We start from the raw sequence: 10,728 nt of genomic DNA, 5'->3' as shown, positions 1-10,728 counted from the left end.
TTCCGTATCAGGCAAAATTGCCACCACTGATTGTCAACTTCACCCGAAGTTAACACCGTCCAATCCGGTTTACAACCTTTCCTATCGAGATGTGGGTAAAGGCAAGCATTTATGGGAGAGGGGTTGGGGGAGAGGGCCGGCGCTTGCAAGAGCGACGGCCCTCACTTCGTGGAGAGTCCGGCCCTCTCCCCCGCCCCTCTCCCGCAGGCGGGAGAGGGGAGCAACCCCATTGGCTACGCCTGGTGCGGCGCCAAAATCGGCCACAGCGAGGCCAGCAGCAGCACGGCCATGCCGATATTGAAGGCGCGCAGCACCTTCGGGCGCGCCAGCCAGCGCCGCAGCGCCGAGCCGCACAACGCCCACATCGCCACGCTCGGCAGGTTGACCACCCCGAAGATCCCCGCCAGCAGCAGTACGTTGAGCCACAGGTTGCCGTGCAGCACGTAGGTGCTGCATGCGCCCACCGCCATCACCCACGCCTTGGGATTGACCCACTGGAACGCCGCCGCGGCCCAGAAGCCCATCGGCCGCTTCACCTGCTGGTCCTGCACGCCGCCGGCGGTGGCCAGCTTCCATGCCAGCCACACCAGGTAGACCGTCGCCACCACGCGCAGCATCTGCCAGGTCCACGGGAAGGCGTGGAACAGCGATCCCAGCCCCAGCCCGACCAGCCCCACCATCAACGCAAAGCCGATGCTGACGCCGAGCAGGTGCGGCAACGTGCGCACGAAGCCGAAGTTCACGCCCGAAGCGAGCAGCATCGTGTTGTTGGGACCGGGGGTGATCGACGACACCAGCGCAAAGCCGGCAAACGCGGCAAAGACACCGGTTCCGGCGGCGAATTGGGACACTTCCATGACTGACTCCAGGGGCGTTCAGATGCTTTCAGGGAAATCAGTCTACGGTCAGTTTGCAGTACAGTACCGGTACAATTTTTTCGATTTATGCCGATACGGGCCAGGCCTGCTGGCTGGTTCAGCGCAGCGCGTGCCAAGCGACGGCAAACGCGAGCAGCCACAGCACCGCGCCGGTTATGCGCTCCACCCACCGCACCGAGCGCCCGAAGCGCGCCGCCACCGCCGGATGCCCGATGCCATACGCCACCAGCAGGTCCCAGCCCAGTACCACGGCAAACATCCATGCGCCGTAGGCAAGTTGCACCGCGGCAGGCGTGCGGCTGGCGGCCAGCACCGAGAACAGGCTGGCATAGAACAGCCCGTTCTTGGGATTCAGGACGGCGGAAAGGAAGCCGCTGGCCAGCTGGGTGAGCCACGGCGCGGGCGCGGCGCGTGCGGCGGCGTCGGCCGCGGGAATGGTCAACGCGCCGCTGGCGCGCAGCAGCCGCCAGCCCAGCCACACCAGGTAAGCGCAGCCCGCCCACTGCAATGCCGCGAACAGCAGCGGATAGTCGCGCATCGCGGCAAACCCGGCCAGCGCCAGGCCGATAAAGACGCCATTGCCGAGCGCGATGCCCAGGCATACGCCGCTGGCGCGCCGCGGCCCGTGCACCAGCGCGCTGCGCACCACCAGGAAAAAATCCGGCCCCGGGCTGAGCAGCGCCAGCGCATGCGCGCCGGCCACCATGACGAACTGCTGCCAGGGCAGCGCCCGCGCGCCGAGTTCAAAAGCCACCATGTCCATGCCGACCCTCCGTGAAGAGCCCGCAGTGTCGTGCGCCGGGATGTGAGCGGTCTTGTAGAAAGTTGCGGTGGCGGCAGGCCGGGTCAGGCAGCGCGCTGGTAGCCGCGCGGCGTCATGGCCACGCGCTGCTTGAAGGCGCGCTGGAAGTGGCTCTGGTCGGCAAAGCCCAATGCCAGCGCCACCTCCGCCAGCGCCGCACCCTGCCGCAGCAGGCGGCGGCCGTGCTGGATGCGAAGGTCGAGCTGGTAGGCGTGCGGCGTCATGCCGGTCTCGGCGCGGAAGGCACGGATCAGGTGGTAGCGGCTCAGGCCGCAGGCGCGCGCCAGTTCGGCCAGCGGCAGCCGTTCGGCGTGGCGCGCGCGCAGCAGCTCGCGCAGCTGCGCCACCCGTGCGGATACGGCAGCGGGCGCCGGCATTGTCCGCGTGGCTGCGCCGGTATTCATGGCAGCATGCAGGTCGCCGATGAAGGCAACCAGCGCGGCCTCTTTCTCGACGCCGTCCGCGGCCGAGAACAGCGTGCGGTTCAGCCCGCAGACCAGCCGATAGACCGGCAGCGACTCCGTCACGCACGCGGGCAGCCCGGTCCGTGCCGCGCCGTCCTCATCCAGCACGGTGGCGACCCACGCTGGATCGAAATGCAGCATCTGGTAGCTCCAGCGCCCGTCCGGCACCGGATTGCAGGCATGCACCTGGCCCGCCGGGATCACCACCACCGCGCCGGGCCCGATCAGCGCCGCATCGTCGCCGCAGGCAAAGCGGCTGGTGCCGCTGTCGACGGCGCCGACCGACAGGGTGGGATGGGCATGCGGCAGGTAGCTGGCGCTGCTGTGGCTGGCGCGCCGGCTTTCGGCAAACGGCAGCGCGGGATCGGCCCACCAGCGGGCGGCGGCAGGCGCGGCCGTGGGGCGGCTCAGCGCTCGCTCCGGTACGGGCGTTCGCGCAGCCATTTGGTAGCGATCCACTTCTCGCCGGAGGCCACCGGCAGGCCCGCGTGCAGGGTACGGTCGTCCAGCGTGCCGTCGGGCAGCAGGTAGCTGAAGTACACCGCGTTGCCCTTGACCGGCGCCACCTCAAGCCCCACGCGCGGGAACGCGGTGGCGCCGCCCGCCTCCGGCGTGTTCAGGTAGATCACCAGGGTGGCGATGCGCTGCCCGCCGACGGACAGCTGCCGCGCCTCGCCGGGGCGCTGAGGGTTGAAGTAGTCGAAGTGCGGCTGGTACTCGCCGCCGGGCTTGTAGTTGAGGATCTGCAGCCCTTCGCCGTGCTCGGCCGGCACGCCGGTGACCGCGGCGATGCGGGCCTCGATGCGCCCGATCAGGGCATGCTCGGCCACCTGGAACATCGCGCCCATGCTGGTGCGGGCGTCGATCAGGTTCTCGTCGCCGGTGTCGGGGTTGACCACCGGCGAGCGCGCCAGCCGGCCGCGCGACAGCGCCACCAGGGCATCGCACTCGTCATCGGTCAGCAATTGCTGGAACAGCCGGACCTGCGGCGACGCCAGCCGGAACAGGATCGGGACCTGCCGGTCGCCGCCATCGGCCGCGTAGACCGCGGGCGCGTCGGCTGCTGCTGCGGAGGCGGAGCGGGCCCGTGCGGGCCGGGCCGGCTGAGCCGGCGTGGGGTCATCGGCGCCAGGTGCAAACGCCGCGGCCACGGCCTGGCGCGCGAAGGCATCGTCATAGCCCGAGCGCAGCATCGACAGCACCAGCGCATCGGCAGCAAAGCCCTGCGCGATATGCCGGGCCAGCCATTGTTCGAGTTCGGGCGAGGATTCGGTGTAGCCGGCCCTGCTGCCGGCAACGGATGCTTCGCGGATCATGACGGATTGGCTGCGACGCGTTGCGGCGAGAACGGGTTGCGGGCAGGCGGCTCCGCCACCGGCGCGCGCGGGCGCGGCGGCGCGATCTCGGGTTCGCCGGCCACGGTGACGGTGGCTTCGGAATACTGCCAGCGCTTCCACGCCGCCAGCACGGCGTTGGGGTACTCGGGGCGGCCGCGGCTGCCGTTGTAGCGGCCCAGGGCCAGGTACAGGTCGCCCTGCTCGCGGTCGAGGTAGTAGCGCAGGATGGTGCAGCCGTAGCGCAGGTTGCTCTGCAGGTGGAAGAGCTTGCGCGCGTCGCTGTCGCCGATGGTGCGCACCCAGAACGGCATCACCTGCATCAGGCCGCGCGCACCGGCCGAGCTGATCGCGTACTTGCGGAAGTTGCTCTCGACCTGGACCAGGCCCAGCACCAGCGCGGGCTCCAGCCCGGCGCGCTTGGCCTCGTAGTAGGCCACCTCGATCAGTTCCACGCGCATCTGCGGCTCGGGGATGCGCGAGGCCAGGCGGGTGGACATCTCGCCCAGCCATTTCAGGTAGGCCAGGCGCTCGCCGCCGGACGCAAACACCGGCCGCGCGGGCCGGTCATCGGCAATGGCGGCGGCCAGCGCGCCGCGCACGGAATCGGCCAGGTCTTCTTCCTTTTGCGCGCCGGCGTGGGCTGCCATGGCCGCCAGGGCCAGCAGCAGCCCTGCGCCCAAGCGGCGGGCGGCGTCGGCTATGCCGCGGGCGGCGCGCATGGGGCTCAGTTCGCCAGCTGGCTGCGCACGTGGCCGACCACGTCGGCCACGCTGACGGCGGTGGCCTGCGCGTCGCGCCGGCCCTGGTACTCGACCTTGCCTTCCTTCAGGCCGCGGTCGCCCACCACCACGCGGTGCGGCACGCCGATCAGCTCCCAGTCGGCAAACATCACGCCCGGGCGCTCGCCGCGGTCGTCCAGGATGACGTCCACGCCGGCGGCGACCAGCTCCGCGTGGATGCGGTCGGCCTCGGCCTTGACGGCTTCGGAACGGTCGTAGCCGACCGGGCAGATCACCACCGCGAACGGGGCGATCGCGGCCGGCCAGATGATGCCGCGCTCGTCGAAGTTCTGTTCGATCGCCGCACCCAGGATACGGGTGACGCCAATGCCATAGCAGCCCATCTGCATCGGCTGGGTCTTGCCGTTCTCATCCAGGAAGGTGGCGTTCATGGACTCGGAATAGCGGGTGCCGAGCATGAACACGTGGCCCACCTCGATGCCGCGGCAGATTTCCAGCGTGCCCTGGCCGTCCGGCGAGGCGTCGCCGGCGACCACGTTGCGCAGGTCGGCGACGACCGGCTCGGGCAGGTCGCGGCCCCAGTTGACGCCGGTGTAGTGGTAGTCGCGGTAGTTGGCGCCGCAGACGAAGTCACTCATGTTGGCGACGGTGCGGTCGGCCACCACCTTGACCGGCTTCTTCATGCCGATCGGGCCCAGGTAGCCCGGCGGCGAGCCGAAGGCGTCGACGATCTCGTTCTCGGTGGCAAAGCGGAAGTCGGCCAGGCCCGGCACCTTGGACGCCTTGACCTCGTTCAGTTCGTGGTCGGCGCGGATCAGCAGCAGCCAGATCTCGGCGCCGACTTCGGTGTCCTTGGCCAGCACGATGGACTTGACGTTGCGCTCCAGCGGGATGTTCAGGAATTCCGCCACCTGCTCGCACTTGACCTTTTCCGGGGTGAAGGTCTTGACCAGGTCATCCTTGGGCGCGGGGCGCTCGGCCACCAGCGGCAGCGCCTCGGCGGCCTCCATGTTGGCGGCGTAGTCCGAGGTCGGGCAGTAGACGATGGCGTCTTCGCCGGTGTCGGCGATCACGTGGAATTCATGCGAGCCGGAACCGCCGATGGCGCCGTTGTCGGCCGCCACGGCGCGGAATTCCAGGCCAAAGCGGCGAAAGATGCGCACGTAAGCGTCGTACATGTTCTCGTACGACTTGCGCAGACCGTCGGTGTCGCGGTCGAAGGAATAGGCATCCTTCATGGTGAACTCGCGCCCGCGCATGATGCCGAAGCGCGGCCGGCGCTCGTCGCGGAACTTGGTCTGGATCTGGTAGAAATTGACCGGCAGTTGCTTGTAGCTGCGGATTTCCGAGCGGGCGATGTCGGTCACCACCTCTTCCGAGGTCGGCTGGACCGCGAAGTCGCGCTCATGGCGGTCCTTCAGGCGCAGCAGCTCGGGGCCCATCTTGTCCCAGCGGCCGGTTTCCTGCCACAGCTCGGCCGGCTGGATCACCGGCATGGCCAGCTCCACCGCGCCGGCCCGGTTCATTTCCTCGCGGACGATGTTCTCCACCTTGCGGATCACGCGCAGCCCGATCGGCATGTAGTTGTAGATGCCGGCACCCAGCTTCTTGATCATGCCGGCGCGCATCATCAGCTTGTGCGAAACAATTTCCGCGTCGGCGGGCGCTTCCTTGAGGGTGGAAATGAAGAATTGCGAGGCTTTCATCCGTAATTTCTCTCTGGGCCGCTGAGGTCGGAAAAATCCGTCCCGGCGGAATCCGGGGGGGCCGGCGGCACTGAATTATGCGCACGCGCCTGAAACTGCCCTTCCGCTCGGGGAAAACCAGCATCCCCCGGTCCGGGCCCGGCTGCGCGCTTCCTTTATAATCAGCGTAATTCTAAAGGATTCGAGGTGCAGTCATGCTCGATCGTGAAGGCTTTCGCCCGAACGTCGGCATCATCCTCCTCAACGCAAGAAACGAGGTTTTCTGGGGCAAGCGAATCGGCGAACACTCCTGGCAGTTCCCGCAAGGTGGCATCAAGTACGGCGAAACGCCGGAACAGGCCATGTACCGCGAACTGCATGAGGAAACCGGCCTGCTTCCGGAGCACGTCAGGATCGTCGGTCGCACGCGCGACTGGCTGCGTTACGAGGTGCCGGACAAGTTCATCCGCCGCGAGATCCGCGGCCACTACAAGGGCCAGAAACAAATCTGGTTCCTGCTGCGCATGGCCGGCAGGGACTGCGATATCCACTTGCGCGCCACCGAGCACCCGGAATTCGACGCCTGGCGCTGGAGCCATTACTGGGTGCCGCTGGAGGCGGTGATCGAGTTCAAGCGCGATGTCTACCAGTTGGCGCTGACGGAATTGTCGCGCTTCCTGAACCGGCACCCGCGCGTGCCGCTGAGTCCTTATGGTACGCACGGCATGCATGGCCCCCACGGCGTGCATGGCCGGCACGGCGGGCCGCGCAGCCAGGCACTCAGCCGCGCCCAGCAGGCGCAGCAGGCCGACGCCGACTGCAATGCCGAGGCCGGGCACGCGGCGGAACACGTATCGCCGGCGACGCCGGTTTCCACTTCACGGAGCACTGATGACTAGTTTGACCGGCCTGGGCCGCCGCGGCGGCCTGAGCGCTGCCGGATTGCTGCTTGCCGCAGCCAGCCTTGCGCTGGCCGGCTGCAAGACCACCGGCAAGGAGATGGCGCAGGAAGAAAGCACCTGGATCAACCCGTTCGCGCCCAAGACCTTCGAGGAGGCCAAGGCCATGCTGCCGGCGCCGCCGCAGGACGCCAACCTGATCCCGTTCTCAGTGTCGGGCACCGGCTCGCTGTCGTTTGCGGTGGACGGCAAGTCGGTCTCGGTGGGCAAGGACAAAGTGGTGCGCTACACCGTCGTCACCACCAGCGACAGCGGCGCACGCAACGTGACCTTTGAAGGCATGCGCTGCGACGTGTTCGAGCGCAAGCTCTACGCCACCCTGCCCAAGGGCGCGACCGAGTGGGTGCCCAACAGCAGCGACTACGGCGAGACCTGGCACCGCATGGAAAGCGGCGCGCGCAACGCCTACGCGGCCACGCTGGCGATCGATTTCTTCTGCGATGCCCATACCGTGGCCGGCACCGCCGAGGCCATGGTGCGCGACCTGCAATCGCGCGCGCCGCGCAAGCGCTGAAGCGCGCGGCATCGACAAAAAAAACGGCGGGACTGCCTGGCAGCCCCGCCGTTTTTGTTTGCGCCTGGCCTTTCAGCCGCGATGCCGGGTCAGACCAGCACCAGGTTGTCGCGGTGGATCAGCTCGGGCTCGTTCAGGTGGCCGAGCACGGATTCGATCTCGGACGAGGGCTTGCGTGCGATCAGCCGCGCCTCGGCGCTGGAATAGTTGGTGATGCCGCGCGCGACCTCCTTGCCCTGGGCATCGACGCAGGCGATCACCTCGCCGCGGGCGAACTCGCCCTGCACTTCCGTCACCCCGATCGGCAGCAGCGACTTGCCCCCACTGGTGAGCTTCTCGACCGCGCCGTTGTCGATCACGACCCGGCCGCGCAGCTGCAGGTGGTCGGCCATCCATTGCTTGCGCGCCGTGAGCCGCCCCGTCGGCGCCAGCAGCTGGGTGCCGATGGCCTCGCCCGCGGCGAGGCGCTCCAGCACGTTGGCCTCGCGCCCGGAGGCAATGGTGGTATGGGCACCGGACTTGGCCGCGCGCTTGGCTGCCAGGATCTTGGTCAGCATGCCGCCGCGCCCGATCGACGTGCCGGCGCCGCCGGCCATGGCTTCCAGCTCGGGCTTGCCGGCCAGGGCCTCGTCCACGAACTGCGCGGCCGGGTCCTTGCGCGGGTCGGCGGTGTACAGGCCGCGCTGGTCGGTCAGGATCACCAGCACATCGCCCTCGATCAGGTTGGTGACCAGCGCGCCCAGCGTGTCGTTGTCGCCGAACTTGATTTCGTCGGTGACCACGGTGTCGTTCTCGTTGATGATGGGCACCACGCCCAGCGACAGCAGCGTCAGGAGGGTCGAGCGCGCGTTCAGGTAGCGTTCGCGGTCGGCCAGGTCGGCGTGGGTCAGCAGCACCTGCGCGGTACGGATGCCGTAGCGGCCGAACTGGCTTTCATAGACCTGCGCCAGGCCCATCTGGCCGACGGCGGCGGCAGCCTGCAACTCGTGGATTTCCTTCGGGCGGCGCACCCAGCCCAGGCGCTGCATGCCTTCGGCGATGGCGCCGGAGCTGACCAGCACCACTTCCTTGCCGGCCACGCGCAGCTTGGCGATCTGGGCCGCCCAGCGGGCGATGGCGTCGTGGTCCAGACCCTTGCCGTCGTTGGTGACCAGGCTGGAACCGACTTTGACGACGATGCGCTTTGCCTGCGCGATGACCGATTGCATGACGGGAATCCTGTCTCCCGGGCAGCCGGCGGCGGGCGCCGCGCCCGAATTGTCCGTGGGTATTCTTCTGGGTTGGGACGCGCCGGCGGCCGTCCCGCTTATGCTTCGTCCTGCCCCTGGTCGACGTTGTGCAGCCGCCCGTCCAGGCGGATGTCCGGCTCGGCCAGCGCCGCGGCCTCTGCGGCCTTGATCGCCTGCAGGTGATCCTTGATCGCGTAGATCAGCTCGCGGCAGCCTTCGCCGGTCAGCGCCGAGATCTGGAACACCGGACCCTTCCACTTGTAGCGCTTGAGGAAATCCTTCACCCTGGCCGCGCGCTCATCCTCGGGGACCACGTCGAACTTGTTCAGCACCAGCCAGCGCGGCTTGTCGTACAGGGTCTCGTCGTACTTCTTCAGTTCGTTGACGATAGCCTTGGCCTCGGCCACCGGGTCAACCGCTTCGTCGAACGGCGCCAGGTCCACGATATGCAGCAGCAGGCCGGTGCGCTGCAGGTGGCGCAGGAACTGGTGGCCCAGGCCCGCGCCTTCGGCGGCGCCTTCGATCAGGCCGGGGATGTCGGCGACCACGAACGATTGCTCATGGTCCACCCGCACCACGCCCAGGTTCGGGTGCAGCGTGGTGAACGGATAGTCCGCCACCTTCGGCCGCGCGTTGGAGATATGCGAGATAAGGGTCGACTTGCCGGCATTGGGCATGCCCAGCAGGCCGACGTCGGCCAGCACCTTGAGTTCGAGCTTGAGCATGCGGCGCTCGCCCGGCTTGCCGTCCACCTGCTGGCGCGGCGCGCGGTTGGTACTGGACTTGAAATGCAGGTTGCCCCAGCCGCCCATGCCGCCTTCGGCCAGGCAGACGCGCTGGCCATGCTCGGTCAGGTCGGCGATGACTTCGCCGGTGTCCATGTCCATGATCAGCGTGCCCACCGGCATGCGCAGCGTGATGTCCTCGCCGGCGGCGCCGTAGCAGTCGGAGCCGCGGCCGTTCTCGCCGTTGCGGGCGACGTGCTTCCTGGCGTAGCGGAAGTCGATCAGGGTATTGATGTTGCGGTCCGCCACGGCGAACACGCTGCCGCCGCGGCCGCCATCGCCACCATCCGGGCCGCCGAAGGGCACAAACTTTTCGCGCCGGAACGAGGCGCTGCCATTGCCGCCGTTGCCGGCGATGGCTTCGATTCGGGCTTCGTCGATGAACTTCATGATGGGTTTTCCGTGATGGATCGGCGCATGGGCGGCGGGATGCCGCCTACCCGGCCGGGCACACCGCAAAAGGCGCTATCGAAACGCGGCGCAGGTGCTGCGGCGCCGGGACCGTTTTGATAGTGCCTCTAATTGTGGCCAGAAAAGAAAAAGCCCCGCAAGGGTTGCGGGGCCTTCATCCTGCAAAGGCTGTTATCAGGCCGCCGGAACGACGCTGACTTGCTGCTTCTTGGCAGGGCCCTTGACGGCGAACTGCACGTGGCCGTCCACCAGGGCAAACAGCGTGTGGTCCTTGCCCACGCCGACGTTGTCGCCGGCATGCACGCGGGTACCGCGTTGGCGGATGATGATGCCGCCGGCGTTGATGGCCTGGCCACCAAACACCTTCACGCCCAGACGCTTCGATTCGGAATCACGGCCGTTCCGCGTGGAACCGCCGCCTTTTTTCTGTGCCATGTCTTACTCCTGTCGCTTTACCTGGTTACGCTCGATCGATCAGGCAACGATCGCTTCGATGCGCAGTTCGGTGTAATTCTGACGATGGCCCTGACGCTTCTGGTAGTGCTTGCGACGGCGCATCTTGAAGATCTTCACCTTGTCGTGACGACCTTGGGAGATAACGGTAGCCTTGACGGAAGCCCCGCTAACCAGCGGCGTACCAAACTTGATTTGGTCGCCGGCGCCCACTGCGAGCACCTGGTCGAGCGTGATTTCTGCGCCAATGTCTGCCGGTATCTGTTCTACTTTAAGTTTTTCGCCAGCAGCAACCTTGTATTGCTTGCCGCCGGTTTTTACGACCGCGTACATTGTCGAACCTCTCGGATGTGAATAAAACGCCTTGCCGGCACTGGCGCGCCCTGCGCAACCGGTCAAAGCACGGCGTAGCACATGGGCGGGCTCACTGCGGCCCGGTTATCTCCCGCCGGTCAGAACCCGCAAAGCGAG

The 10,728-nt window shown here is 67.6% G+C and carries 12 protein-coding genes; 2 read left to right on the top strand and 10 right to left on the bottom strand.

Annotated features, from left to right (window positions below):
* Window positions 1–233: 233 nt before the first annotated feature.
* The 6 genes from DN412_RS17225 to DN412_RS17200 form a co-directional block, all read right to left on the bottom strand.
* Complete coding sequence (locus DN412_RS17225) at window positions 234–857, bottom strand: LysE family translocator (protein ID WP_115212738.1); 624 nt, start codon at window positions 855–857, stop codon at window positions 234–236.
* A 118-nt stretch (window positions 858–975) separates the two neighbouring features.
* Complete coding sequence (locus tag DN412_RS17220; protein WP_115212737.1) at window positions 976–1,641, bottom strand: LysE family translocator; 666 nt, start codon at window positions 1,639–1,641, stop codon at window positions 976–978.
* An 83-nt stretch (window positions 1,642–1,724) separates the two neighbouring features.
* Window positions 1,725–2,588: an AraC family transcriptional regulator gene (locus tag DN412_RS17215; protein ID WP_115212736.1), complete on the bottom strand. Its 864-nt coding sequence runs from the start codon at window positions 2,586–2,588 to the stop codon at window positions 1,725–1,727.
* Entirely contained in the window at window positions 2,552–3,460 is a 909-nt protein-coding gene (locus DN412_RS17210; RefSeq protein WP_115212735.1) for a 2OG-Fe(II) oxygenase, read from the bottom strand. Before DN412_RS17210 ends, DN412_RS17215 begins: the two co-directional genes overlap by 37 nt.
* Window positions 3,457–4,200 carry a lytic transglycosylase domain-containing protein gene (locus tag DN412_RS17205; protein ID WP_115212734.1) on the bottom strand — a complete coding sequence of 248 codons (744 nt, stop codon included), beginning with the start codon at window positions 4,198–4,200 and terminating at the stop codon, window positions 3,457–3,459. The genes DN412_RS17210 and DN412_RS17205 overlap by 4 nt, the downstream gene beginning before the upstream one ends.
* Before the next feature lie 5 nt (window positions 4,201–4,205).
* Entirely contained in the window at window positions 4,206–5,927 is a 1,722-nt protein-coding gene (locus DN412_RS17200) for a proline--tRNA ligase (RefSeq protein ID WP_115212733.1), read from the bottom strand.
* A 194-nt stretch (window positions 5,928–6,121) separates the two neighbouring features.
* Between DN412_RS17200 and DN412_RS17195 the strand changes: the two genes are divergently transcribed.
* Window positions 6,122–6,805, top strand: a complete 684-nt coding sequence (locus DN412_RS17195; RefSeq protein WP_115212732.1) for an RNA pyrophosphohydrolase — start codon at window positions 6,122–6,124, stop codon at window positions 6,803–6,805.
* Window positions 6,798–7,379: a CNP1-like family protein gene (locus DN412_RS17190; protein WP_115212731.1), complete on the top strand. Its 582-nt coding sequence runs from the start codon at window positions 6,798–6,800 to the stop codon at window positions 7,377–7,379. The genes DN412_RS17195 and DN412_RS17190 overlap by 8 nt, the downstream gene beginning before the upstream one ends.
* An 89-nt stretch (window positions 7,380–7,468) precedes the next feature.
* Here the strand turns inward: DN412_RS17190 and proB are convergent, their stop codons facing one another.
* The 4 genes from proB to rplU all read right to left on the bottom strand — a co-directional run bounded on the left by proB (window position 7,469) and on the right by rplU (window position 10,590).
* Window positions 7,469–8,587, bottom strand: a complete 1,119-nt coding sequence (gene proB / locus DN412_RS17185; RefSeq protein WP_115212730.1) for a glutamate 5-kinase — start codon at window positions 8,585–8,587, stop codon at window positions 7,469–7,471.
* Between the two features lie 98 nt (window positions 8,588–8,685).
* A complete protein-coding gene (obgE, locus tag DN412_RS17180) occupies window positions 8,686–9,783 on the bottom strand; it encodes a GTPase ObgE (RefSeq protein WP_115212729.1) in 1,098 nt (365 codons plus the stop codon).
* A 195-nt stretch (window positions 9,784–9,978) separates the two neighbouring features.
* On the bottom strand, window positions 9,979–10,239 hold the full coding sequence (rpmA, locus tag DN412_RS17175; protein ID WP_010814747.1) for a 50S ribosomal protein L27: 261 nt from the start codon (window positions 10,237–10,239) through the stop codon (window positions 9,979–9,981).
* 39 nt (window positions 10,240–10,278) lie between these two features.
* Window positions 10,279–10,590, bottom strand: a complete 312-nt coding sequence (rplU, locus tag DN412_RS17170; RefSeq protein WP_006576525.1) for a 50S ribosomal protein L21 — start codon at window positions 10,588–10,590, stop codon at window positions 10,279–10,281.
* Window positions 10,591–10,728: the final 138 nt, after the last annotated feature.

This window comes from Cupriavidus lacunae, assembly GCF_003353055.1.
Taxonomy (GTDB): domain Bacteria; phylum Pseudomonadota; class Gammaproteobacteria; order Burkholderiales; family Burkholderiaceae; genus Cupriavidus; species Cupriavidus lacunae.
Note: the sequence above shows the minus strand (reverse complement) of the source record. Positions and strands in the feature narration are given on the sequence as shown.

Excerpts from the sequence above, each read along its gene's own strand:
- DN412_RS17225 (WP_115212738.1), bottom strand. The coding sequence starts at position 857 with ATGGAAGTGTCCCAATTCGCCGCCGGAACCGGTGTCTTTGCCGCGTTT.
- DN412_RS17220 (WP_115212737.1), bottom strand. The coding sequence starts at position 1,641 with ATGGACATGGTGGCTTTTGAACTCGGCGCGCGGGCGCTGCCCTGGCAG.
- DN412_RS17215 (WP_115212736.1), bottom strand. The coding sequence starts at position 2,588 with ATGGCTGCGCGAACGCCCGTACCGGAGCGAGCGCTGAGCCGCCCCACG.
- DN412_RS17210 (WP_115212735.1), bottom strand. The coding sequence starts at position 3,460 with ATGATCCGCGAAGCATCCGTTGCCGGCAGCAGGGCCGGCTACACCGAA.
- DN412_RS17205 (WP_115212734.1), bottom strand. The coding sequence starts at position 4,200 with ATGCGCGCCGCCCGCGGCATAGCCGACGCCGCCCGCCGCTTGGGCGCA.
- DN412_RS17200 (WP_115212733.1), bottom strand. The coding sequence starts at position 5,927 with ATGAAAGCCTCGCAATTCTTCATTTCCACCCTCAAGGAAGCGCCCGCC.
- DN412_RS17195 (WP_115212732.1), top strand. The coding sequence starts at position 6,122 with ATGCTCGATCGTGAAGGCTTTCGCCCGAACGTCGGCATCATCCTCCTC.
- DN412_RS17190 (WP_115212731.1), top strand. The coding sequence starts at position 6,798 with ATGACTAGTTTGACCGGCCTGGGCCGCCGCGGCGGCCTGAGCGCTGCC.
- proB (WP_115212730.1), bottom strand. The coding sequence starts at position 8,587 with ATGCAATCGGTCATCGCGCAGGCAAAGCGCATCGTCGTCAAAGTCGGT.
- obgE (WP_115212729.1), bottom strand. The coding sequence starts at position 9,783 with ATGAAGTTCATCGACGAAGCCCGAATCGAAGCCATCGCCGGCAACGGC.
- rpmA (WP_010814747.1), bottom strand. The coding sequence starts at position 10,239 with ATGGCACAGAAAAAAGGCGGCGGTTCCACGCGGAACGGCCGTGATTCC.
- rplU (WP_006576525.1), bottom strand. The coding sequence starts at position 10,590 with ATGTACGCGGTCGTAAAAACCGGCGGCAAGCAATACAAGGTTGCTGCT.